Raw genomic sequence first — 23,423 nt, 5'->3', positions numbered from 1 at the left:
AAACGTTTGCAATGGCTTGAACGAGTTACACACCCAATAGCCGGATCACCAAAAAAGACCGGCATTAAAAAGAGAACCAAAGGAGCTTCATCCATGAAACTGAGCAGCAAAGCGCTTCTGGCCCTGGCCATCAGCAGCATCACGGCAACCGCCTACGCTGAATCCGTCAGCCAGGACTTCGTGCCGACCACACTGGCCGGCACCAGCGCGCAAAGCGAGGCCAAGGGCTTTATCGACGGTCAGAGCCTGGGCGGTACCACGCGTAACTGGTACGCGAACGAAATGAAGTTTCGCAATGACCGCTTCAGCTACCGCAAAGACGGTGTGAAGACCCCGATCTCGCGCCGTATCAACTGGGCCCAGGGCACCATCCTCAACTACACCTCGGGCTTCACCCAAGGCACTGTTGGGGTCAGCACCGAAGTCGCTGCCTACAACTTCATCGCCCTTGATCGCGACCGCAAAGATATCGCTGGTGGCTCCAACCGTACCCTGGCGGATTCCGGCGGCGACGCTGTAGGCCAGTGGAGCAAACTGGGCCTGGCCAACGTCAAGTTCCGTGTCTCCAACACCACCTTGACCGCCGGTCGCCAGAACTTCAGCACCGGTATCGTCGACACCATCGGCAACCGTGCCCTGCCGTCGAGCTTTGAAGGTGTGAGCTTCAACAGCGAAGAGTTCAGCAACCTGTCGTTCCAGGGCGGTATCTTCGATCGCGTTTCGCCGCGTACCGAGCAGAGCCTGTCGAAATTCCGTTCCGAATACGGCAATGGCCAGGAAACCGACAAGGTCAAAACCCTGGGCTTCAACTACCAGCCATTCAAGAGCCTGAAAACCAGCGTGTTCGCCGCCAACGTCGAAGACTTCTGGAACCAGTACTACTTCGGCGCTACCCACGAACTGGGTGATGCACAGACCCTGGCGCTGACCACCGGCCTGAACTACTACAAGACCACCGACACCGGCAGCAAGAAGATGGGCAACATCGACAACGACACTTACTCGTTGTCCCTGGGCTTGACCCACCAGGCTCACACCCTGACCTTCTCGTACCAGGAAGTGAACGGTGACGAGTACTTCGACTACCTGCACGAAACCAACGGCATCTACCTGGCCAACTCCCTGACTTCGGACTTCAACAGCCCGAACGAGAAGTCCTTCCAGGTCGCCTACGCCATCAACATGGCCGAATACGGCGTGCCAGGCCTGAAGTTCAACATCTACTCCGCTCGCGGCTGGGGCATCGACGGTACTCACTACAACGGCACCGCCTACGGTGAAGCCGGCGCATCGCGCAGTGACCTGCGCCTGATGGATGGCGAGAAGCACCAGGAATACGGTATCGGTTCGTCCTACGCAATCCAGAGCGGCCCGCTCAAGGCCACTACGATCCGTGGCACCTACGTGACTCACCGCGCCAGCGCCCAACAAGCTGACGGCAACATCAAAGAGTTCCGCCTGGTCACCACCATCCCGTTCAACATTCTTTAATCAGCGCCAAGTAAGCGGCGGGCTCAGGACGAGCCCGCCGTCTACGCTTGTCTGGTCCCATCGATTGCAGAGGGCTCCGAATGAAATTGCTCCCACTACAAGCCGCCATGGCTGCCGCGCTGTTGAGCGTGGCCATCGGCGTTTCGGCCAAACCACTGGTGGTCTGCACCGAAGCCAGCCCGGAAGGTTTCGACCCGGTCCTGTACACCACGGCCGTGACCGCTGATGCCGCCGCCGAAACCATGTTCAACCGTTTGGTGGACTTCAAGCCAGGCACCACTGAAATCGTTCCCGCGCTCGCCAAGAGCTGGGAAATCAGTGACGACGGCCTGACCTATACGTTCCACCTGCGCGATGACGTCAAGTTCCACACCACCGACTATTTCAAACCCACGCGTAACTTGAATGCCGATGACGTGCTCTGGAGCTTCCAGCGCCAGTTGGACCCGAAACACCCTTGGCATAACAAATCCACCACGGGTTTCCCCTATTTCGAAAGCATGGGCTTCAAGGAACTGCTCAAAAGTGTCGAGAAGACTGATGACCACACGGTGGTCTTCACCCTGACGCGCCCTGAAGCACCGTTCCTGGCCGATGTCGCGATGCCGTTTACCGCCATCCACTCCGCTGAATACGCCGACAAACTGCTCGCCGCCGGTAAGACCGATGAGCTCAATAGCAAGCCGATCGGTACCGGCCCGTTCATCTTCATCCGCTACCAGAAAGATGCCCAGGTGCGCTTCAAGGCCAACCCGGAGTACTTCCGTGGCAAGCCGCCGGCCGATCCCTTGATTCTGGCCATTGCGGTCGATAACAACGTGCGCCTGCAGAAGCTCAAGGCCAACGAATGCCAAGTCGCGCTATATCCCAAGCCCGATGACCTGCCCAGCATCAAGAAAGACCCGAACCTGAAGGTCGATGAACTGGCGGCGATGACGACCGCCTACACCGCACTGAACACCACCCACAAGTACATGAGCGACGCGCGGGTGCGTCACGCTATCAACATCGCGTTCGACAAAAAAGGCTACAACGAATCGCTGTACGGCAAAGGCAACGCTGTCGATGCCACCGGCCCGTTTCCCCCCACGCTGCTGGGCTTCAACGACAAGCTGAAAAACCCACCGCGCGACCTCGACAAGGCCCGTGCCCTGCTCAAGGAAGCGGGTGTGCCGGAAGGCACCGAGTTCACCCTGTTCACCCGTAACGGCGGCGGCCCGACCAACCCTAACCCGATGCTCGGCGCCCAGCGCATGCAGGCGGATCTGGCGCAGATTGGCCTGAAGGTGAATATCAAAGTCATGGAATGGGGCGAAATGCTCAAGCGTGCTAAAAACGGTGAGCACGACATGGTGTCCGCCGGCTGGGCGGGGGATAACGGCGACCCGGATAACTTCCTCACGCCGAACCTGAGTTGCGATGCGGCCAAAAACGGCGAAAACTACGCCCGCTGGTGTAACAAAGAGTTTCAAGACTTGATCGACAAGGCCCGCGCTGATGCTGAACCGACCCAGCGCGCAGCACTCTATGAACAAGCACTGGACGTTTTCGACAAGGACCAACCGTGGATTCCCATGGCTTACCCGAAAATGTTCACCGCCATGCGCAAAAACGTCGAGGGTTATACCCAAAGTCCTCTGACGACCAATAACTTCGCCACCACCCAGGTGAAGTAAATAAGAAAAACGCTCGGCGCCGTCGACATTGACGGCGCCGGACCTGCCTAACCGGCTGATTGAGGTACACGACAAGATGTTTAGTTTTATTGCCCGCCGACTGGGGTTATTGATCCCCACGTTCTTCGGCATCACGTTGCTCACGTTTGCGTTGATACGCATGATCCCTGGCGACCCCGTCGAAGTCATGATGGGCGAGCGGCGCGTCGACCCCGAGATGCACGCACAGGCAATGGAACGCCTTGGCCTTAACAAGCCGCTGTATGCGCAATACCTGGATTACGTCGGCAAGCTTGCCCAGGGTGACCTTGGCGAATCGCTGCGGACCCGCACCAGCGTGTGGACCGAGTTCACCGCGCTCTTCCCCGCGACCCTGGAACTGTCCATGGCCGCCCTGTTGTTCGCCGGCATCCTGGGCCTGTTGGCCGGGGTGATCGCGGCATTGAAGCGAGGATCCCTGTTCGACCATGGGGTGATGGGCATCTCCCTGGCGGGATATTCGATGCCGATCTTCTGGTGGGGCCTGATCCTGATCATGTTCTTCTCGGTCAGCCTGGGCTGGACCCCGGTTTCCGGGCGGATCGACCTGCTCTACGACATCGAGCCGCGCACCGGCTTCATGCTCATCGACACGCTGCTGGCTGACGAGCCGGACGCGTTCTTCGACGCCCTGCACCACCTGATCCTGCCGGCCATCGTGCTCGGCACCATTCCGCTGGCCGTGATCGCGCGGATGACCCGTTCGTCGATGCTCGAAGTGCTGCGCGAAGACTACATCCGTACCGCCAAGGCCAAGGGCCTGTCGCCGGCGCGCGTGGTGTTCGTGCACGGCCTGCGTAACGCGCTGATCCCGGTACTGACCGTGGTCGGCCTGCAAGTCGGCACGCTGCTGGCCGGTGCGGTTCTGACCGAAACCATCTTCTCGTGGCCCGGCATCGGCAAATGGCTGATCGAAGCCATTGGCGCGCGGGACTACCCGGTGGTGCAGAACGGCATCCTGCTGATCGCCTGCCTGGTGATCCTGGTGAATTTCGTGGTGGATATCCTCTACGGCTTCGCCAACCCACGCATCCGTCACCAGCGCTGAGATCATGACCATGACCACACCTACTCCAGTGTCAGCAGTCGATCAAAGCCTGCTGTACCCGTCTCCGTACAAAGAATTCTGGCAAGCCTTCTCCAAGAACAAAGGCGCGGTCGCCGGCCTGCTGTTCATGTTGCTGATCGTGTTCTGCGCGATCTTTGCCCCGTGGGTGGCGCCGCATAACCCGAGCGAGCAATACCGCGACTTCCTGCTGACCCCGCCAGCCTGGCTGGAAGGTGGGCAGATGCAATTCCTGCTCGGCACCGACGAACTGGGCCGTGACCTGCTGTCGCGCCTGATCCAGGGCTCGCGCCTGTCGTTGCTGATCGGTTTGTCGTCGGTGGTGATGTCGCTGATTCCGGGGATCCTGCTGGGTCTGTTCGCCGGGTTCTTCCCGCGTCTGCTCGGCCCGACCATCATGCGTCTGATGGACATCATGCTGGCCCTGCCGTCGCTGCTGCTGGCCGTCGCCATTGTGGCAATCCTCGGCCCTGGCCTGATCAACACCGTGATCGCCATCGCGATCGTGTCGCTGCCGTCCTACGTGCGTCTGACCCGTGCTGCGGTGATGGGCGAACTGAACCGCGACTACGTGACCGCCGCGCGCCTCGCCGGTGCCGGCCTGCCGCGCCTGATGTTCATTACTGTGCTGCCCAACTGCATGGCACCGCTGATCGTCCAGGCCACCCTGAGTTTCTCTTCGGCGATCCTCGATGCCGCGGCCCTCGGCTTCCTCGGCCTTGGCGTACAACCGCCAACCCCGGAGTGGGGCACCATGCTGGCTTCGGCCCGTGACTACATCGAACGCGCCTGGTGGGTGGTGAGCCTGCCTGGTTTGACCATTTTGCTCAGCGTGCTGGCAATCAACTTGATGGGCGACGGCCTGCGCGATGCGCTGGACCCGAAACTCAAGAACGCCGCCTGAGGAGATTCCCATGTCACTGTTAGAAATCAAGAATCTCAACGTGCGCTTCGGCGACAAGACCGCCGTACCGGTGGTCGATGGCCTCGACATTTCGGTCGACAAAGGCGAAGTACTGGCCATCGTTGGCGAGTCGGGCTCGGGTAAATCCGTGACCATGATGGCGCTGATGGGCCTCATCGAGCACCCCGGCATCGTCACCGCCGACGCCCTGAACTTCGACGGCAAGGACATGCTCAAGTTGAGCAACCGCCAGCGCCGCCAGATCGTCGGCAAAGACCTGGCGATGGTGTTCCAGGACCCGATGACCGCGCTGAACCCCAGCTACACCGTGGGTTTCCAGATTGAAGAAGTGCTGCGCCTGCACCTGAAAATGTCCGGCAAGCAAGCGCGCAAACGCGCCATCGAGCTGTTGGAAAAGGTTGAAATCCCGGGCGCTGCCAGCCGTATGGATGCGTACCCGCACCAACTGTCCGGCGGTATGAGCCAGCGTGTGGCCATCGCCATGGCGATTGCCGGCGAGCCGAAACTGCTGATCGCGGACGAACCGACCACGGCGTTGGACGTGACCATCCAGGCGCAGATCATGGACCTGCTGCTGGCCCTGCAGAAAGAACAGAACATGGGCCTGGTGCTGATCACTCACGACCTCGCTGTCGTGGCGGAAACCGCCCAGCGCGTGTGCGTGATGTATGCCGGCCAAGCCGTGGAAGTCGGCCAGGTGCCGCAGTTGTTCGACATTCCGGCGCACCCGTACAGCGAAGCCCTGCTCAAAGCGATTCCGGAGCACAGCCTGGGCGCTACGCGCCTGGCTACGTTGCCGGGTATCGTGCCCGGTCGCTATGACCGCCCGCAGGGCTGCCTGCTGTCACCACGCTGTCCGTATGTGCAGGAAAGCTGCCGCGCCCAGCGTCCCGGCCTTGATCCGAAAACCAACAGCCTTGCGCGCTGCTTCTACCCCTTGAACCAGGAGGTGGCGTAATGGCCGTCGTTCTTACTGCCCGCGACCTGACCCGTCACTACGAAGTGTCCCGTGGCCTGTTCAAGGGCCACGCCACTGTGCGCGCCCTCAATGGCGTGTCCTTCGAGTTGGAAGCCGGCAAGACCCTCGCCGTCGTGGGCGAGTCGGGTTGCGGCAAATCCACCCTGGCCCGTGCGCTCACTCTGATTGAAGAGCCGTCGTCGGGCTCCTTGAAAATCGCCGGCCAGGAAGTCGCCGGTGCCGACAAGGCCCAGCGCAAGCAATTGCGCAAAGACGTGCAGATGGTGTTCCAGAGCCCCTACGCGTCGTTGAACCCGCGCCAGAAGGTCGGTGATCAACTGGGCGAGCCGCTGCTGATCAACACCAACCTGTCCGCCGCCGAACGCCGCGAAAAAGTGCAGGCGATGATGAAGCAAGTGGGCCTGCGCCCCGAGCATTATCAGCGCTACCCGCACATGTTCTCCGGTGGTCAGCGCCAGCGCATCGCCCTGGCCCGCGCAATGATGCTGCAACCGAAAGTGCTGGTGGCGGATGAACCGACCTCGGCACTCGACGTGTCCATCCAGGCCCAGGTGCTCAACCTGTTCATGGACCTGCAGCAGGAGTTCAACACCGCCTACGTGTTCATCTCCCACAACCTGGCGGTGGTGCAGCACGTTGCCGATGACGTGATGGTGATGTACCTCGGCCGCCCGGTAGAAGTCGGCCCCAAGGAAGACATCTACGCACGCCCGCTGCACCCGTACACCCAGGCGCTGCTGTCGGCCACCCCGACCATCCACCCGGACCCGAACAAGCCGAAGATCAAGATCGTCGGCGAGTTGCCCAACCCGCTGAACCCGCCGCCTGGCTGCGCGTTCCACAAGCGCTGCCCGTACGCGACGGCGCGGTGCAGCACCGAGGAGCCGCAGTTGCGCGCCCTGGATAACCGCCAGGTGGCTTGCCACTACGCGGAGCAATTCGTGGCTTGAGGCAGGCGCCGCTCCTACTAAGGTACGCGGCGTAATGAGTTTCACAGCCCTTCCCACCCGGTTGCGCATCAGCTGGGTGGGAGGGGCTTTCTTTTGGCTGAGACCTACGTTTGGCTGTCGCCTTCATCGCCGTCCGGGTCGTCGGTGTCTGGCTCGTTTGTGGTGGAATCATCATCGTCCTTGCTGCCGCCCTGGTCCTGGTCCCCCGGCTCGGCTTCCGACTTGGCCAGCAGCAGCCCTTTGTCATGCGACGCCGAAAAGCCCGCCTGACCGCTGTGCACCGGGTTATGCGCCCAGGCAGCCGACATACCCAAAGACATCAGCACCAGCACTTTTATCAACAGCACGACTCGTTGAAAAATACTCATGGTCGATTTCCGTCCAGTCAGTAGATGAATCCGTACGACAGCGATTTACCGTCGCCAGTCCTTGAAGCTAGTTGTGATAGAGGGTTTGCGCCAGCTATCAGGTGTCACCGTCATCATAGGTTTCGCTGTCTTCCCCTTCGTTATAGGGGTTTTCCGCATCCTCCTTGGGCGCAGGCTGGGCCTGGGGTTGCCAACTGCCGGAGTTGACCTCCTGCTGCTTCTTCTTGGTGACAGGGCCTGTGTCCTTCCATTGGGGCGTTCCGGCGCCTGCAAGCGTCAATGAGGCGGACAACCCCAAAGCCCCCAGCAGCACCAATTGAATGGCGCGTTGAGTTATACGCACGGTGGCCTCCTATTCCGTCGATGGGTGAGTGAAATACCTGAAACGCTAGACGGGATGTGGGTTTCTCGCCAATGGCCCTGATCGATGAAGATCAAAATGTGTGTTTGGCCAATAAAAAGGGTGAAGCCATCACAGCTTCACCCTTCTATTTACCGCTCAGACCTTAATGATGCTCACGCGTCGCGCGGAATTTCACATCCGGCCAGCGCTCTTCCATCAGCGCCAGGTTCACTCGGGTCGGCGCCAGGTAGGTCAAGTGACCACCACCATCCACCGCGAGGTTTTCCACGGCCTTGTTGGAGAACTCTTCCAACTTCTTCTTATCGCTGCACTCGATCCACCGCGCGGAGTACACGGTGATCGGCTCATACGAGCACTCCACCTTGTATTCCTCTTTCAAGCGGCTGGCGACCACATCGAACTGCAGCACACCGACGGCGCCGAGGATGATGTCGTTGCTGCGCTCGGGGAAGAACACCTGGGTGGCGCCCTCTTCCGCGAGTTGTTGCAGGCCCTGGCGCAGTTGCTTGGATTTGAGCGGGTCACGCAGGCGCACGCGGCGGAACAGTTCCGGGGCGAAGTGCGGGATGCCGGTGAAGCCCAGGGTTTCGCCTTCGGTGAAGGTGTCGCCGATCTGGATGGTGCCGTGGTTGTGCAGGCCGATGATGTCGCCGGCGAACGCCTCTTCCAGCTGTTCACGCTCGGAGGAGAAGAAGGTCAGGGCGTCGCCGATGCGCACGTCCTTGCCGGTGCGCACGTGGCGCATCTTCATGCCTTTTTCGTATTTGCCGGAGCAGATGCGCATGAAGGCGATACGGTCGCGGTGCTTGGGGTCCATGTTCGCCTGGATCTTGAACACGAAGCCCGAGAACTTCTCTTCTACTGGCTCCACGGTGCGCTCGTTGGCCACCCGTGCCAGTGGGCGCGGCGCCCAGTCGACGACCGCGTCGAGTACGTGGTCGACACCGAAGTTGCCCAGGGCGGTCCCGAAAAACACCGGGGTCAGTTGGCCGTCGAGGAATTCCTGCTGGTTGAACTCGTGGCAGGCGCCCTGCACCAGTTCGAGCTGGTCGACAAAACGGTCGTACTCGTCACCCAGGTGGGCGCGGGCTTCGTCCGAGTCGAGTTTCTCGATGATCTTGGTTTCGGTGCGCTCGTGACCGTGGCCGGCGGTGTAGACAATGATGTAGTCGTCGGCCAGGTGGTACACGCCCTTGAAGTCGCGGTAGCAACCGATCGGCCAGGTGATCGGCGCAGCCTTGATCTTCAGGACGGCTTCGATTTCATCCAGCAGCTCGATGGGGTCGCGGATATCGCGGTCGAGTTTGTTGATGAAGCTGACGATGGGCGTGTCACGCAGACGGCACACGTCCATCAGGGCGATGGTACGTGGCTCGACGCCTTTACCGCCGTCGAGGACCATCAACGCCGAGTCCACCGCGGTCAGGGTGCGGTAGGTGTCTTCAGAGAAGTCTTCGTGGCCCGGGGTATCGAGCAGGTTGACCATGTGGTCGCGATACGGGAACTGCATGACCGACGTGGTAATCGAGATACCCCGTTGTTTTTCCATTTCCATCCAGTCGGAGGTGGCATGGCGGTCGGATTTGCGGGATTTCACCGTGCCGGCCACTGCGATTGCCTTGCCCATCAGCAAGAGCTTCTCGGTGATGGTGGTTTTACCGGCATCGGGGTGGGAAATAATGGCGAAAGTGCGGCGTTTCGCGACTTCGGCGGCCTGGTGGGTCATGGGAAATCGCCTGGCAGGTGAGTCAAAAAAGGGCGGCGAGTATAGCGCAAACCCCAGGTGCCGGACCACCGTTCACCCGATTGGGGGTGGCTAAATGCTGCCAAGTGTGGAACCTTTTAAAAGGTCGAGACGTCCACTCCCCTGCTACCGCACTCGGAACAGGGGCTGATAAATCAGCAAGTTAGCCTGACGAGGCTGCGCTCATGGCTCGGATTTTTACCGCGTTGCCGGTATCGACGAGCTGCATTTCGCGACCACATTCAGAGGCAGCCAGGAATGGCATTGCCGCTCGGAAATGTGTTCGCCGACAAAAGAAAAAAGGAGTCCGCCTGTGGCTATTCGCTATGGCAAAGGGCTGATAGGAGGTGCGGTTGTCGTCGCGCTCCTGGCCCTGCTGGTCCACTGGATCGGCATCAACACGATCGAACTGTACCGCGACGATTTGTTGTTTTACCTGCAAGCTCACCTGATCCTCGTTCTTGTCTCCATGCTGGCCGCCCTCGTTGTGGGTATCCCCGCCGGCATCCTGCTCAGCCGACCGCACATGGTCGGGCGCGCAGAACGCTTCATGCAGATCTTCAACATCGGCAACACCGTCCCTCCCCTGGCCGTACTGGCCATCGCCCTCGGCGTTCTTGGCATCGGCAGCGGCCCGGCCATCTTCGCGCTGTTCCTCGCCTCCCTCCTGCCCATCGTGCGCAACACCTACGAAGGCCTGAAAAACGTCCAGGGTTCCCTGAAAGAAGCCGCCACCGGCATCGGCATGACGCCGCGCCAAGTGCTGTTTCGCGTGGAATTGCCCAACGCCGTGCCAATCATCATTGGCGGTGTGCGTGTGGCCCTGGCGATCAATGTCGGCACCGCGCCGCTGGCGTTCCTGATCGGTGCCAACAGCCTGGGCAGCCTGATCTTCCCCGGCATCGCCCTGAACAATCAGCCGCAATTGCTGCTCGGCGCTGCGTGCACCGCGCTGTTGGCGTTGTTGCTCGACGGTCTGGTGACCCTGGCCAGCCGCCTCTGGCTGGAACGCGGGTTGCGTGCGTCTTAAGGAACCGACATGAAAAAACTGACATTGATAGTGAGCTGCGTCCTGCTCTTTACAGGCATTGCGCAAGCCGCCGAAAAACCGGTAATCCGCATCGGCGCCCGGGTGTTCACCGAACAGACCCTGCTCGCCGAAATCACTTCCCAGTACCTGCGCACCAAGGGCTATGACACCCGCGTGACCGGCGGATTGGGTAGCAACCTGGCGCGCAGCGCCCAGGAAAGCGGGCAACTGGACCTGATCTGGGAGTACACCGGCGTGTCGCTGGTGGCCTACAACCATGTCGACGAGAAGCTCGACAGCGAACAGTCCTACGCACGGGTGAAAGAACTCGACGCGAAAAAGGGCCTGGTCTGGCTCTCCCCGTCGCGCTTCAGCAACACCTACGCCCTGGCGCTGCCAGAGAAAGTTGCCGCTGAGCATCCCGAGATCAGCACGATCAGCGACCTGACCAAGGCCGTGGCGCAAGACGCCAAGAGCAACCGCCTGGTCGCCCTGGACACCGAGTTCGCCAACCGTTCCGACGGCCTGGCCGGCATGGTCAAGCTGTACGACATGAACCTGACCCGCAAGAACACCCGGCAGATGGACGCTGGCCTGGTCTATACCGCGTTGCGTAATGGCCAGGTGTTTGCCGGTTTGGTCTACACCACCGACGGTCGCCTGAACGCCTTCAAGCTCAAGCTGCTGGAAGACGACAAGCACTACTTCCCGGACTACACCGCCGCGCCGGTGGTCCGCCAGGAATACCTCGACCAGCACCCAACCCTCGCATCTGAACTCAAACCGTTGGCTGACCTGTTCGACGACGAAACCATGCGCCAACTGAACGCGCGCGTCGACGTCGACCATGAAAGCCCTTCCGCTGTTGCCGCCGATTTCCTGCGCCAGCATCCGATCAATCAATAAGAGGAGAAGACATGGAATTCCTGAACGCCTTTTCCCATCTTGATTGGGCCCAAGTCCTGCACCTGACCGGGCAGCACATTACCCTGGTCGGCATCGCCGTGATCCTTGCAATCCTGATCGGCGTGCCCCTGGGCATCCTGATGACGCGTTTCCCGACGCTTGCAGGCCCGCTGCAAGCCAGCGCCACGGTATTGCTGACCGTACCGTCCATCGCCCTGTTCGGCCTACTGCTGCCGTTCTACTCCAAATTCGGCCAGGGCCTGGGGCCGATGCCGGCGATCACCGCCGTGTTCCTCTACTCCCTGTTGCCGATCATGCGTAACACCTACCTCGCCCTCACTGGCGTGGAACCGGGTATTCGCGAAGCCGCCAAAGGCATCGGCATGACCTTCGGCCAGCGCCTGCGCATGGTCGAACTGCCCATCGCCGTGCCGGTGATCCTCGCCGGTGTGCGCACCGCCGTGGTGATGAACATTGGTGTGATGACCATCGCCGCCACCATCGGCGCCGGTGGCCTGGGTGTACTTATTCTGGCTTCCATCAGCCGCAGCGACATGTCGATGCTGATCGTCGGCGCCGTGCTGGTCAGTCTCCTGGCCATCTTCGCCGACCTGCTACTGCAATGGCTGCAACGCTCGCTGACTCCAAAAGGACTGCTCAAATGATCGAACTTCAAAACCTGTCCAAGACCTTCCAAAGCAACGGCAAGACTGTAACGGCCGTGAACGATGTAAGCCTGACCGTCAACGAAGGTGAGATTTGCGTATTCCTCGGCCCCTCGGGTTGCGGCAAAAGCACCACGCTGAAAATGATCAACCGCCTGATCAAGCCTACCTCGGGCAAGATCCTGATCAACGGCGAAGACACCACCGACCTCGACGAAGTGACCCTGCGCCGCAACATCGGCTATGTGATCCAGCAGATCGGCCTGTTTCCCAACATGACCATCGAGGAAAACATCGTGGTCGTGCCGAAATTGCTCGGCTGGGACAAGCAGAAATGCCACGACCGTGCCCGCGAATTGATGAGCATGATCAAGCTGGAGCCCAAGCAGTACCTGCATCGCTATCCGCGTGAGCTGTCGGGTGGCCAGCAACAGCGCATCGGCGTAATCCGCGCACTGGCGGCCGATGCGCCGCTGCTGCTGATGGATGAACCGTTCGGCGCAGTCGACCCGATCAACCGCGAGATGATCCAGAACGAGTTCTTCGAGATGCAGCGCGCGCTGAACAAGACCGTGATCATGGTCAGCCACGACATCGACGAGGCCATCAAGCTGGGTGACAAGATCGCCATCTTCCGCGCTGGCAAGCTGCTGCAGATCGACCACCCGGACACGCTGCTGGCACACCCGGCCGACGAGTTCGTCAGCAACTTCGTGGGCCAGGACAGCACCCTCAAGCGTCTGCTGCTGGTGAAGGCCGAAGACGCGGCGGACAACGCGCCGTCGGTGAGCCCGGAAACGCCGGTGGCCGATGCCCTGGAGCTGATGGATGAGCATGACCGCCGCTATGTGGTGGTCACCTGCTCCGAGAACAAGGCGCTGGGTTATGTACGCCGTCGCGACCTGCACCGTCAGACCGGTACGTGCGGCCAGTACCTGCGCGAGTTCAACGCCACGGCGGCGTACGACGAGCATTTGCGCATCCTGCTGTCGCGCATGTACGAGTTCAATCGCTCGTGGTTGCCGGTAATGGACGCGGAGCGGGTGTTCCTGGGGGAAGTGACCCAGGAGTCGATTGCCGAGTACTTGAGTTCTGGTAAGTCCCGTGGGGGCAAGACCAGTATCGTCTCGCCGGCTGAAACCGCGTTGGCTTGATCTGACGCTGCTCGGTTAAAAATGTGGGAGGGGCCTTGCCCCCGATAGCAGGGTGTCAGTCAGCGTATGTATGGCTGACACTCCGACATCGGGGGCAAGCCCCCTCCCACATTTGCCCTCTGGTGTGTCAGGGAAATCCCGCCAATTTGCCCTATCCGGGGAACATCATTCCGTCACACCGGTCGGTTACATAAGTAGCTGCACGCGGCTGTGCGACGAGCGCGTGCAAAAACGCGACATTTTTAGTTGATCTATGGCCCCTCACGTCCTAAAGTTCGCGCCGAACGTCCATGCTGGAAACGATCCATCCGGCTCAAGTACTGACGACGAGACAGCAAGGCCAAGGGAAGCGGTTGATCCCATGGCCTTTTTGCTTTCGGCGACATGCCTTGGGAAGTAGGCGAACCAAAGTGGGGATACGGAGGACGTTCAGTTGCACCCATTGATTACTACAGTTTGCCCTTAGGAGTTCCCAGCATGTCGATCAACGTCGAAGATTATTTCGCGCGCGCCACTTTTGACAAAATGAAGGCGTTCGCCGACAAGCAAGAAACCCCGTTCGTGGTGATCGACACCGCGATGATCAGCCAGGCCTACGATGACCTGCGCGCCGGTTTCGAATTCGCCAAGGTCTATTACGCCGTCAAGGCCAACCCGGCCGTCGAGATCATCGACCTGCTCAAGGACAAGGGCTCGAGCTTCGACATCGCCTCGATCTACGAGCTGGACAAGGTACTGGGCCGTGGCGTCAGCCCTGACCGTATCAGCTACGGCAACACCATCAAGAAGTCCAAGGACATCCGCTACTTCTACGAGAAAGGCGTGCGCCTGTTCTCCACCGACTCCGAAGCCGACCTGCGCAACATCGCCAAGGCCGCACCGGGTTCGAAAGTGTATGTGCGTATTCTCACCGAAGGCTCGACCACGGCTGACTGGCCGCTGTCGCGCAAATTCGGCTGCCAGACCGACATGGCCATGGACCTGCTGATCCTCGCCCGTGACCTGGGCCTGGTGCCATACGGCATCTCGTTCCACGTGGGTTCACAGCAGCGCGACATCAGCGTGTGGGACGCGGCGATCGCCAAGGTCAAAGTGATCTTCGAACGCCTGAAAGAAGAAGACGGTATTCACCTGAAGCTGATCAACATGGGCGGCGGCTTCCCGGCCAACTACATCACCCGCACCAACAGCCTGGAAACCTACGCCGAAGAAATCATCCGCTTCCTCAAGGAAGACTTCGGCGACGACTTGCCGGAAATCATCCTGGAGCCGGGCCGTTCGTTGATCGCCAACGCCGGTATCCTGGTCAGTGAAGTGGTATTGGTTGCCCGTAAATCCCGTACCGCCGTCGAGCGTTGGGTGTACACGGACGTGGGCAAGTTCTCCGGCCTGATCGAAACCATGGACGAAGCCATCAAGTTCCCGATCTGGACCGAGAAGAAAGGCGAGATGGAAGAAGTGGTCATCGCCGGCCCCACCTGCGACAGCGCGGATATCATGTACGAGAACTACAAGTACGGCCTGCCGCTGAACCTGGCGATTGGTGACCGCTTGTACTGGCTGTCGACCGGTGCGTACACCACCAGCTACAGCGCGGTTGAGTTCAATGGCTTTCCGCCACTGAAATCGTTCTATGTCTAAGGGCAGTCGTTAGTTTTCAGCCGCAAGCTGCAAGAAAAAGCCCGTGACGTGTCATGGGCTTTTTTACGCCTCAAGAAAGGCTGATGGCACGTTGTTTATAGGCATCGGCCATCGCCCGGATCTGCGGATCATTCGCCGCTACCAGGGCCTTGTGCGCCACCCGCAAGAACTTCAGGTTCCCGCCCGCCAACGCCTTGCGCAACCACTCCAGCGCCGCGTCGATCTGACCTCTGTCGGCCAGCACCGCCGCATAGCTGAACTGCCCGCGAAAATCACCGGCCTCGGCTGAGCGTCGATACCAGTCGACGGCGGCGTCCAGGTCCTGTGGGCAGAACCGGCCATCCTCCAGATAACGCCCCAGCAGGTTCATCGACTTGGCATGCCCCTGTTCGGCCGCGTGGCGATAACAGGCCAATGCTTGTGGTTGGTCCTCGGCAACGCCGCGCCCCGTGGCCAGCAGATTGGCGTAGTTGTAATGACCCCAATCCAACCCTGCCTCGGCTGCCACCCGGTATTCCCGCGCCGCCGCCGCCTCATCGACATCACATCCCCAGCCATGCTCGCGGCAACGCCCAACCATGTTGCGGGCCATCAAATGCCCGCTGTGCGCAGCGATCTGGAACCAGCGCAAGGCCAGTGTCTCATCGCGTGCGATGCCACGCCCTTCGAGCAGGATTTGCCCGAGCAACGCCTGGGCATCGACCACTCCTTCCTTCGCCGCCATCAGGATTGCCTGAGCAGCGCGCACGGGGGAATCGTCGAGCATCGCTTGCAGTTGCTCGACGTTGAGCACTTCTTCCCGGCGTAATAAAAAGCCCATGTCAGACCTCGACCCAGCGGCGCAGCAGGTTGTGATACGTACCGGTGAGTTGAATCAGCGCGGGGTGGTCAGGCACATCGGCGGTCAGTTGCTGGATCGCACCGTCCATTTCAAACAGCAGGGTGCGCTGGCTGTCTTCACGTACCAGGCTCTGGGTCCAGAAGAACGAGGCATAGCGTGCGCCACGGGTCACGGCGTTGACTTTGTGCAGGCTGGAGCCGGGGTACAGCACCATGTCGCCGGCCGGCAGCTTCACGCGCTGCAGGCCGAAGGTGTCCTGGATTTCCAGTTCGCCGCCGTCGTATTCGTCCGGGTCGCTGAAGAACAGCGTCGATGACAGGTCGGTGCGCACCCGCTCGTGGCTGCCCTTGGGTTGGCGCACGGCGTTGTCGATATGAAAGTCGAAACTGCCACCCGCCGTGTAGCAATTGAGCAGCGGCGGAAACACTTTGTGCGGTAACGCCGCTGACATAAACAACGGGTTCTGCCACAGCCGTTCAAGCATCGCCGCGCCAATTTCCTTGGCCAGCGGGTGACCCTCTGGCAATTGCAGGTTGTGCTTGGCCTTGGCGGACTGGTGCCCGGCGGTGATTTTACCGTCGGCCCAATCGGCGTTTTCCAAGGCTTGGCGAATGCGCTGCACCTCCTCACGAGAGAACAGGCCGGGGATGTGCAGCAGCATGGGGCAGTACCTGAAAACGGGGAGGAGCCAATGGTATTGATTCTTATCCACTCTGTAAAACGCTGGACGAACGAGTTCGTAAAAACCGTAAGCCATAAGTGTAAAGAATGTAAATTCAGCGCAATTAGCAATGTATCGCAATTGATAGAAAGTCTTGTTCGCCCTATATTCCGCGGCCTCACATCCTTGGGGAAAGGACACGTCATGTCGCGCACCACTACAAAAATACCTGCCGGTTCACCACGCATGCTGGCTTCAGCCATCGGCGTTGCCCTCAGCGCCAGCTCTGTCGCCCATCTGGCACAGGCCGCCGACGACACTGAACAAAAAGGCCAGCGCAACAGCATTTCCCTGGGGGCCACCAGCATCACCGGGGAAGCGCAGGACAACACCTCCTACCAGGTCGAAAAAGCCTCGTCGCAGAAATACACCGCACCGCTGGTGGATACCCCGCGCTCGGTCACCGTGGTGCCGCAACAAGTCCTCAAGGACACCGCCGCCACCTCGTTGCAGGATGCCTTGCGCACCGTACCGGGTATTACCTTTGGCGCAGGCGAAGGCGGCAACCCCCAGGGCGACCGGCCGTTCATCCGAGGTTTTGACGCCCAGGGCGACACCTACCTGGACGGCGTGCGCGACACCGGCGGCCAGAGCCGTGAGATCTTCGACATCGAATCGATTGAAGTCAGCAAAGGCCCGAACTCTTCGTTCGGCGGTCGTGGTTCTGCCGGTGGCAGCCTCAACCTAGTGAGCAAGACCCCACAAGCGCGGGACTTCACCAACGGCGGCTTCACCTACGGTTCCGACCAGACCCGCCGCTACGTGCTCGACGTGAACCGCCAGTTCCTCGACGACAGCGCCGCGTTCCGCCTGAACCTGATGAGCCACGAACAGAACGTGGCCGGCCGCGACGCGGTCAATTACGACCGTTGGGGCGTCGCGCCGTCGCTGACCTTTGGCCTGGGCACCCCGACCCGCGTCAACCTCAGCTACTACCACATGGAAAGCGATGACCTGCCGGATTCGGGGATTCCCTACGGCTATGGTTCGTCGACCGCCACCGCCCATGTGCATGACAAACCCAACAATGGCGGCGACAGCAACAACTTCTACGGCCTCAAGGATCGCGACTTCCGCAAGACTCGCGCCGACATCAGCACGTTCTCCATCGAGCACGACCTGAACGACACCATGACGCTGAAAAACACCCTGCGCCATGGCAGCACTGGCCAGGACTACATTCTCACCCAGCCGGACGACAGCAAATTCAACGTCAACCGCTATGGCACCGTGTGGCGTCGCGCCAACAGCCGGGTGTCGACCACGACCACCACCACCAACCAGACCGACCTGTTCGGCAGCTTCCAGGCCCTGGGCTTCAAGCACAGCTACTCCACCGGCCTGGAGTTCACCGGTGAAGAAACCCGCGTCAGCAGCTACACCATCAGCCCCAACGCCAACCCAGTCTGCACCGTGGCCAAGGGCAGCCTGGGCGGCCAGTGCACCTCGCTGAGCAATCCGAACCCGGATGATGCCTGGACCGGCAGCATCGCCCGCAACTACTACGGCACCGCCACCAAGGCCACCAGCCGTGGCGCTTATGTGTTCGACACCATCGAACTGGACCCGAAGTGGTTGCTGAACGTAGGCCTGCGCTACGACACCTTCGACACCGTGGCCAACACCGACTCCGCGACCGGCCGCAGCAAAATCAAGGAAGACAGCCAGTTCTTCAACTGGCAAGCCGGCCTGGTCTGGAAGCCGGTGGAAAACGCCAGCATCTATGCTTCCTACGCGACATCGGCGACGCCTGCCGGGGGGCTGGTCGGTGAAGGTTCAGACGGCAACCCTCTGTCTGCCGGCGCCGCCAGCAGCGACTTGCAGCCGGAAGAAACCGTCAACTACGAACTGGGCACCAAGTGGGACCTGTTCCACGACCGCCTGTCCCTGACTGCCGCGGTGTTCCGTACCGAGAAGAAAAATACGCGCATCCTGGTCGACGCCCTGACCTATCAGAATGCGGGTGAGTCCCAGGTCGACGGCCTGGAACTGTCCGCCAGCGGCAAGATCACCGACCAATGGCAGGTGTTCGCCGGCTACAGCTACCTCGACAGCGAACTGGTCAAATCCGGCCTGAACGGGCGTAACGGTGTGGTCAGCGCGGGCTCCAACAAAGGCAACCAAATGCCCAACACGCCGAAGAACACCTTCAGCCTGTGGACCACCTACGACGTCACCTCCAAGCTCACGATTGGTGGCGGCGCGTTCTACGTCGACCAGGTTTATGGCGATGCGGGCAACACCGTTTACGTACCGTCTTACACCCGCTACGACGCCATGGCCAGTTACAAGCTGACCAAGAACGTCGACCTGCAATTGAACGTGCAGAACCTGACGGACAAGCTGTATTACGACAAAGCCTTCTCCACCCACTTCGCCAATCAGGCGGCCGGTCGTACGGCCTTGTTGACCACCAGCTTCCACTTCTAAACAGCAGCACCACGCAGCAAAGAGCCTCACGCATCGGATGCGTGGGGCTTTTGCGTGTAAAACAGAATGTTTCTCGACAAGCCACGGCATAATGCGCGCCGTGCCCTACATATCCGGATAGACGAGGCGGTCAGACGTGTTGAAGAAAACCCTGTTCCAGTTGCACTGGTTCTTCGGCATTACAGCCGGGCTGGTGCTGGCCTTGATGGGGATCAGCGGGGCTGCGGTCTCGTTTCAGGATGAAATACTGCGGGCGCTCAACCCCAACGTACTGACCGTAGAAAAACGCGAAGCCGGCGTACTGCCGCCCGCCGAGCTGGTGCGCAAGCTGGAGGCCACCGAAGGCCAGACGGTAGCCATGCTGTTTGTCGAGAGCGACAGCGGCAACGCCGCCCGCGTGTTCTTCACGCCGCCACCCGGCGAGCGCCGTGGCCAGTTGCGCTATTTCGATCCCTACACCGGCGCCTACATGGGTGATGTGGTCGGTCAGGATCTCTTTGGCTTCCTGCTGCAGTTCCACCGTTTCCTGGTGATGGGCGATACCGGGCGCAACATCACCGGCGCGTGCACGCTGATCCTGGTGTTCTTCTGCCTCTCCGGCCTGTACCTGCGCTGGCCGCGCCAGGTGGCGAGCTGGCGGGCCTGGCTGACGCTGGACTGGCGCAAAAAAGGCCGTGCCTTCAACTGGGACCTGCACTCGGTGTTCGGCACCTGGTGCCTGCTGGCTTACCTGCTGTCGGCGTTGACCGGCTTGTATTGGTCCTACGACTGGTACAGCCAGGGCCTGACCAAGCTGTTGTCCGACGCCCCGCAAAACGAACGGGTGCGCAAGCGCGGCCCGGCGCCCGAGGGTGCGGCGCCGGTGGCCAACTACGATGCGATCTGGAGCAGCATCTACAGCAACGCCGGCCCAGGCTTGAGCGCCTATAACATCCGCATGCCAGCGGTCGCCGGGCAACCGGCCATCGTCTACTACCTGTTGAAAAACTCGCCCCATGACCGGGCGCTGAACCAGATCAACCTCGACCCGGCCACCGGCGAGGTCAAGTCCCACGACCAGTACGCCAGCAAAAGCCTCGGTTCCAGACTGCTGACCAGCGTCTATGCGCTGCACACCGGCAGCTACTTCGGCTTGATCGGGCGGATTGCCCTCACGCTCAGCTCGGTGCTGATGCCGCTGTTCTTCGTCACCGGCTGGCTGCTGTACCTGGACCGCCGGCGCAAAAAACGCCAGGTGCGTGACGCGCGCAACGGCCTCACCGCCAACCACAGCGATGCCCCGGCGTGGCTGATCGGCTTCGCCAGCCAGAGCGGTTTTGCCGAACAGCTGGCCTGGCAAACGGCGGGGCAATTACAGGCGGCCGGCCTGCCGGTGAAGGTACAGCCCCTGGGCAGCGTCAGCCAGGACGACCTGCGCCAGTCGGAAAACGCGCTGTTTGTGGTCAGCACCTTCGGCGACGGCGAAGCCCCCGACAGTGCCCGTGGTTTCGAGCGCAGTTTGCTCGGCCAGGACCTGCCCCTCAAGGGCCTGAACTACTCGGTGCTGGCCCTGGGTGATCGCCAGTACGAACATTTCTGCGGCTTCGCGCGGCGTCTGCACTTTTGGCTGACCCAGCAGGGCGGCAACCCACTGTTTGCGCCCGTGGAAGTGGACAGCGGCGACACCACCGCCCTGCTCCACTGGCAGCAGCAACTCGGCCAACTGACCGGCCATGCCCCTGCATCTGCCTGGCCGAGCGCCCAGTATGAAAACTGGACGCTCAGCCAGCGCTCATTGCTCAACCGTGACGGCAGCGGCTCGAACGTCTATCTGCTGGGCCTCACCTCGCCGTCGCCACAAAGCTGGCAAGCCGGCGACCTGGTGGAAGTGCTGCCGCGCAATTGCCCCTGGGCGATCGAGCACTTCCTCGAAGGCCTGGGCCTGGCCGGCAGCGACGGCGTGTTGATCGACGGCATGGCGCACAGCCTCGACCAGGCCCTGGCTACTCGTCAGTTGCCGACCCATCGCGCGCACCTGGTCGGCCTGCACGCCCAGGCGCTGGTGGATGCGCTGGTGCCGCTGGGCATGCGCGAATATTCCATCGCCTCGATTGCCAGCGATGGCGTGCTGGAACTGATCGTGCGCCAGGAACGCCACCCCGACGGCAGCCTGGGCCTGGGCTCAGGCTGGCTGACCGAGTACGCCGCCCTCGGCTCGAACATCAGCCTGCGCCTGCGCCGCAACAGCGCGTTCCACCTGCCGCAGGCGCCGGTGCCACTGATCCTGCTGGGCAACGGCACCGGCCTGGCGGGCCTGCGCAGTTTGCTCAAGGCCCGTATCGCCGACGGCCAGCAACGCAACTGGCTGCTGTTTGGCGAACGCAATATCAAGCATGACTTCCTCTGCCAGGAAGAGCTGCAAGGTTGGCTGGCCAGCGGTGATCTCGCGCTGCTGGATTTGGCGTTTTCCCGCGATCAAGAGGAGAAGATCTACGTGCAGGACCGCCTGCGCGAGTCAGCGGATGTGCTGCGCAAATGGCTGGCCGACGGCGCGGCGATTTATGTGTGCGGGAGTCTGCAGGGGATGGCCACGGGGGTGGATCAGGCGCTGTTGGATATACTCGGCAGTGAGGCCGTGGAGCGGTTGATCGAGCAAGGTCGCTACCGCCGCGACGTCTACTGAATACAACAATCAAACTGTGGGAGGGGGCTTGCCCCCGATGAGGGCGTGTCAGTCAAGTAATGAGCCACTGATACACCGCTATCGGGGGCAAGCCCCCTCCCACAGTTTTTAATGCATTCCAAGTCAGGTGGGCTGGAGTTTTTGTTCAAATACCGAGACGCCATCCAGGTCGCGCAGGATGACCGTCAACTCCGCCGTCTGCCCATCAATGTTCACCTCGCCAAAAAACTGAAACCCCGCCAGCGGCGAGGTGTTCTGCGCCGGCGGTGCCTTCTCGAACACCACCTCAGGCCCAAAGGTCTTGTCCAGCGGATTAGGCCCGAAACTGCCGGCGTTCAACGGCCCGGCGACAAACTCCCAGAACGGTTCGAAGTCCTGGAACGCCGCACGATCCGGGTGGTAGTGGTGCGCCGCGCAGTAGTGCACATCAGCAGTCAGCCACACATGGTTGCGTAAATTCTGCGCCCGTAGAAAACCCAGCAGCTCGGCGATTTCCAATTCGCGGCCTTGCGGCGCACCGGGGTCGTTGTTGGCGATGGCTTCCCAGCGCGGCACGCCGGGGCTGACTTCACCGTCGGGCACGCCGAGGCCGATGGGCATGTCGGCAGCGATGACTTTCCACTGCGCCTGGGAGCCCTTGAGTTCACGCTTGAGCCAGTCCAATTGCGCACGCCCGAGGAAGGGTTTTGCGCCGCCCAGGTTGTCATCGTTGGGCCCGCGATAACTGCGCATGTCCAGCACGAATACATCCAGCAGCGGACCATAGCTGAGCTTGCGATAGATCCGCCCGCCGCCGTCCGCCGCCTGCCGGCGCATCGGTGAGTATTCCAGCCAGGCCTGGCGCGCACGGCCGACCAGGGTATTGATGTCCTTGACCCGGTAACGCTCATCCAACTGCTTGCTCGGCGACCAGTTGTTCACCACTTCATGGTCGTCCCACTGCCAGATCTGCGGCACCTCGGCGTTGAAACGGCGTACGTTTTCATCCATCAGGTTGTAGCGGTAATTACCACGATACTCGTCGAGGGTTTCGGCGACTTTGCTCTTGGCCTCAGTGGTGATATTGCGCCAGATGCGCCCGTCTTCCACGGTGAGCTGCGCGGGCACCGGGCCGTCGGCGTAGATGGTGTCACCGCTGTGGATAAAGAAGTCCGGCAGGCGCAGGCGCATGGCTTCGTAGATGCGCATGCCGCCGATATCCGGGTTGATGCCGAAGCCTTGGCCGACGGTGTCGCCGCTCCACACAAAACGAATGTCGCGGCGCTGTTGCGGCACGCTGCGCAGATGGCCGAACCAGGGTTCGCTGGCGATGCCGGTCTGGGCGTCCTCGAAGTGCACGCGGTAGAAGATCGCCTGGTCGACAGGGAGACCGGTGAGTTCGACGCGGGCGGTGAAGTCGCTGCGCTGGTCGGCCAGCGGCGAAACAAAACGACGAGGGTTGTTGAACACGCTGCGGGTATCCCACTCCACCACCATCTTGGCCGGGCGGTCGCTGCGGCTCCAGATCATGGCGCGGTCGCCGAGCAGGTCGCCGGACTGCACGCCATCGGTAAGCTGCGGCCGGTCCTTGACCGAAGCGATCACCGCCGGCGCCAGGCCCGGCAACAACAGGCCGGCGCCGACGGCTTGCATCACGCGGCGACGGCCGAGGTCGAAGTGGCTCATGCAGGTGCCCTCTTGAGTATCAAAAGGGCCACTAAAGCACGCCCCGATGAAGCAGAGATGACACCGATACAGCGATCAACGGTGGGAGGGGCTTGCCCCCGATGGC

General features: G+C 61.2%; 19 protein-coding genes. 13 read left to right on the top strand and 6 right to left on the bottom strand.

Annotated features, from left to right (window positions below):
- Positions 1 to 93 precede the first annotated feature (93 nt).
- From ACZ445_RS04170 to ACZ445_RS04145, 6 genes are all read left to right on the top strand, one after another.
- On the top strand, positions 94 to 1,491 hold the full coding sequence (locus tag ACZ445_RS04170) for an OprD family outer membrane porin (protein WP_058423033.1): 1,398 nt from the start codon (positions 94 to 96) through the stop codon (positions 1,489 to 1,491).
- An 80-nt stretch (positions 1,492 to 1,571) separates the two neighbouring features.
- Positions 1,572 to 3,167 carry an ABC transporter substrate-binding protein gene (locus tag ACZ445_RS04165; protein ID WP_058423034.1) on the top strand — a complete coding sequence of 532 codons (1,596 nt, stop codon included), beginning with the start codon at positions 1,572 to 1,574 and terminating at the stop codon, positions 3,165 to 3,167.
- 76 nt (positions 3,168 to 3,243) lie between these two features.
- Positions 3,244 to 4,254: an ABC transporter permease subunit gene (locus tag ACZ445_RS04160; RefSeq protein WP_017739471.1), complete on the top strand. Its 1,011-nt coding sequence runs from the start codon at positions 3,244 to 3,246 to the stop codon at positions 4,252 to 4,254.
- A gap of 10 nt (positions 4,255 to 4,264) precedes the next feature.
- On the top strand, positions 4,265 to 5,176 hold the full coding sequence (locus tag ACZ445_RS04155) for an ABC transporter permease subunit (RefSeq protein WP_010213191.1): 912 nt from the start codon (positions 4,265 to 4,267) through the stop codon (positions 5,174 to 5,176).
- A 10-nt stretch (positions 5,177 to 5,186) separates the two neighbouring features.
- Positions 5,187 to 6,155: an ABC transporter ATP-binding protein gene (locus ACZ445_RS04150; protein ID WP_058423035.1), complete on the top strand. Its 969-nt coding sequence runs from the start codon at positions 5,187 to 5,189 to the stop codon at positions 6,153 to 6,155.
- Entirely contained in the window at positions 6,155 to 7,126 is a 972-nt protein-coding gene (locus tag ACZ445_RS04145; protein ID WP_025856265.1) for a peptide ABC transporter ATP-binding protein, read from the top strand. Before ACZ445_RS04150 ends, ACZ445_RS04145 begins: the two co-directional genes overlap by 1 nt.
- A gap of 104 nt (positions 7,127 to 7,230) precedes the next feature.
- On the opposite strand, the gene ACZ445_RS04140 is transcribed toward ACZ445_RS04145, so the two are convergent.
- The 3 genes from ACZ445_RS04140 to ACZ445_RS04130 form a co-directional block, all read right to left on the bottom strand.
- Complete coding sequence (locus ACZ445_RS04140) at positions 7,231 to 7,494, bottom strand: hypothetical protein (RefSeq protein ID WP_058423036.1); 264 nt, start codon at positions 7,492 to 7,494, stop codon at positions 7,231 to 7,233.
- A gap of 97 nt (positions 7,495 to 7,591) precedes the next feature.
- On the bottom strand, positions 7,592 to 7,837 hold the full coding sequence (locus tag ACZ445_RS04135) for a hypothetical protein (protein ID WP_058423037.1): 246 nt from the start codon (positions 7,835 to 7,837) through the stop codon (positions 7,592 to 7,594).
- 163 nt (positions 7,838 to 8,000) lie between these two features.
- Positions 8,001 to 9,584, bottom strand: a complete 1,584-nt coding sequence (locus ACZ445_RS04130) for a peptide chain release factor 3 (RefSeq protein WP_071494175.1) — start codon at positions 9,582 to 9,584, stop codon at positions 8,001 to 8,003.
- Positions 9,585 to 9,915: 331 nt separating this feature from the next.
- On the opposite strand from ACZ445_RS04130, the gene ACZ445_RS04125 reads away from it, so the two are divergent.
- The 5 genes from ACZ445_RS04125 to ACZ445_RS04105 all read left to right on the top strand — a co-directional run bounded on the left by ACZ445_RS04125 (position 9,916) and on the right by ACZ445_RS04105 (position 14,998).
- Complete coding sequence (locus tag ACZ445_RS04125) at positions 9,916 to 10,632, top strand: ABC transporter permease (RefSeq protein WP_033903365.1); 717 nt, start codon at positions 9,916 to 9,918, stop codon at positions 10,630 to 10,632.
- Between the two features lie 9 nt (positions 10,633 to 10,641).
- Positions 10,642 to 11,538: a glycine betaine ABC transporter substrate-binding protein gene (locus ACZ445_RS04120; RefSeq protein WP_058423039.1), complete on the top strand. Its 897-nt coding sequence runs from the start codon at positions 10,642 to 10,644 to the stop codon at positions 11,536 to 11,538.
- Positions 11,539 to 11,549: 11 nt separating this feature from the next.
- Complete coding sequence (locus tag ACZ445_RS04115) at positions 11,550 to 12,203, top strand: ABC transporter permease (protein ID WP_058423040.1); 654 nt, start codon at positions 11,550 to 11,552, stop codon at positions 12,201 to 12,203.
- On the top strand, positions 12,200 to 13,357 hold the full coding sequence (locus tag ACZ445_RS04110; RefSeq protein WP_058423041.1) for an osmoprotectant ABC transporter ATP-binding protein OsmV: 1,158 nt from the start codon (positions 12,200 to 12,202) through the stop codon (positions 13,355 to 13,357). Before ACZ445_RS04115 ends, ACZ445_RS04110 begins: the two co-directional genes overlap by 4 nt.
- A gap of 477 nt (positions 13,358 to 13,834) precedes the next feature.
- Complete coding sequence (locus tag ACZ445_RS04105) at positions 13,835 to 14,998, top strand: type III PLP-dependent enzyme (protein WP_025856258.1); 1,164 nt, start codon at positions 13,835 to 13,837, stop codon at positions 14,996 to 14,998.
- Positions 14,999 to 15,068: 70 nt separating this feature from the next.
- Here ACZ445_RS04105 and ACZ445_RS04100 read toward each other — a convergent pair whose 3' ends face one another.
- Together ACZ445_RS04100 and ACZ445_RS04095 are read right to left on the bottom strand one after the other, a co-directional pair.
- On the bottom strand, positions 15,069 to 15,818 hold the full coding sequence (locus tag ACZ445_RS04100; protein ID WP_464704794.1) for a tetratricopeptide repeat protein: 750 nt from the start codon (positions 15,816 to 15,818) through the stop codon (positions 15,069 to 15,071).
- A 1-nt stretch (position 15,819) separates the two neighbouring features.
- Positions 15,820 to 16,500: a Fe2+-dependent dioxygenase gene (locus ACZ445_RS04095; RefSeq protein WP_058423043.1), complete on the bottom strand. Its 681-nt coding sequence runs from the start codon at positions 16,498 to 16,500 to the stop codon at positions 15,820 to 15,822.
- A 204-nt stretch (positions 16,501 to 16,704) separates the two neighbouring features.
- Between ACZ445_RS04095 and ACZ445_RS04090 the strand changes: the two genes are divergently transcribed.
- Together ACZ445_RS04090 and ACZ445_RS04085 are read left to right on the top strand one after the other, a co-directional pair.
- Complete coding sequence (locus ACZ445_RS04090) at positions 16,705 to 18,990, top strand: TonB-dependent receptor (protein ID WP_464704793.1); 2,286 nt, start codon at positions 16,705 to 16,707, stop codon at positions 18,988 to 18,990.
- A 136-nt stretch (positions 18,991 to 19,126) separates the two neighbouring features.
- Positions 19,127 to 21,652 carry a PepSY domain-containing protein gene (locus tag ACZ445_RS04085; protein WP_464708005.1) on the top strand — a complete coding sequence of 842 codons (2,526 nt, stop codon included), beginning with the start codon at positions 19,127 to 19,129 and terminating at the stop codon, positions 21,650 to 21,652.
- Between the two features lie 123 nt (positions 21,653 to 21,775).
- On the opposite strand, the gene ACZ445_RS04080 is transcribed toward ACZ445_RS04085, so the two are convergent.
- Positions 21,776 to 23,317: an alkaline phosphatase D family protein gene (locus ACZ445_RS04080; protein WP_179040579.1), complete on the bottom strand. Its 1,542-nt coding sequence runs from the start codon at positions 23,315 to 23,317 to the stop codon at positions 21,776 to 21,778.
- Positions 23,318 to 23,423 lie beyond the last annotated feature (106 nt).

Source organism: Pseudomonas allii, assembly GCF_055380095.1.
Note: the sequence above shows the minus strand (reverse complement) of the source record. Positions and strands in the feature narration are given on the sequence as shown.

Bases quoted from the DNA above. Each gene is read 5' to 3' on its own strand.
- ACZ445_RS04170 (WP_058423033.1), top strand. From the start codon at position 94: ATGAAACTGAGCAGCAAAGCGCTTCTGGCCCTGGCCATCAGCAGCATC.
- ACZ445_RS04165 (WP_058423034.1), top strand. From the start codon at position 1,572: ATGAAATTGCTCCCACTACAAGCCGCCATGGCTGCCGCGCTGTTGAGC.
- ACZ445_RS04160 (WP_017739471.1), top strand. From the start codon at position 3,244: ATGTTTAGTTTTATTGCCCGCCGACTGGGGTTATTGATCCCCACGTTC.
- ACZ445_RS04155 (WP_010213191.1), top strand. From the start codon at position 4,265: ATGACCACACCTACTCCAGTGTCAGCAGTCGATCAAAGCCTGCTGTAC.
- ACZ445_RS04150 (WP_058423035.1), top strand. From the start codon at position 5,187: ATGTCACTGTTAGAAATCAAGAATCTCAACGTGCGCTTCGGCGACAAG.
- ACZ445_RS04145 (WP_025856265.1), top strand. From the start codon at position 6,155: ATGGCCGTCGTTCTTACTGCCCGCGACCTGACCCGTCACTACGAAGTG.
- ACZ445_RS04140 (WP_058423036.1), bottom strand. From the start codon at position 7,494: ATGAGTATTTTTCAACGAGTCGTGCTGTTGATAAAAGTGCTGGTGCTG.
- ACZ445_RS04130 (WP_071494175.1), bottom strand. From the start codon at position 9,584: ATGACCCACCAGGCCGCCGAAGTCGCGAAACGCCGCACTTTCGCCATT.
- ACZ445_RS04120 (WP_058423039.1), top strand. From the start codon at position 10,642: ATGAAAAAACTGACATTGATAGTGAGCTGCGTCCTGCTCTTTACAGGC.
- ACZ445_RS04115 (WP_058423040.1), top strand. From the start codon at position 11,550: ATGGAATTCCTGAACGCCTTTTCCCATCTTGATTGGGCCCAAGTCCTG.
- ACZ445_RS04110 (WP_058423041.1), top strand. From the start codon at position 12,200: ATGATCGAACTTCAAAACCTGTCCAAGACCTTCCAAAGCAACGGCAAG.
- ACZ445_RS04105 (WP_025856258.1), top strand. From the start codon at position 13,835: ATGTCGATCAACGTCGAAGATTATTTCGCGCGCGCCACTTTTGACAAA.
- ACZ445_RS04100 (WP_464704794.1), bottom strand. From the start codon at position 15,818: ATGGGCTTTTTATTACGCCGGGAAGAAGTGCTCAACGTCGAGCAACTG.
- ACZ445_RS04095 (WP_058423043.1), bottom strand. From the start codon at position 16,500: ATGCTGCTGCACATCCCCGGCCTGTTCTCTCGTGAGGAGGTGCAGCGC.
- ACZ445_RS04090 (WP_464704793.1), top strand. From the start codon at position 16,705: ATGTCGCGCACCACTACAAAAATACCTGCCGGTTCACCACGCATGCTG.
- ACZ445_RS04080 (WP_179040579.1), bottom strand. From the start codon at position 23,317: ATGAGCCACTTCGACCTCGGCCGTCGCCGCGTGATGCAAGCCGTCGGC.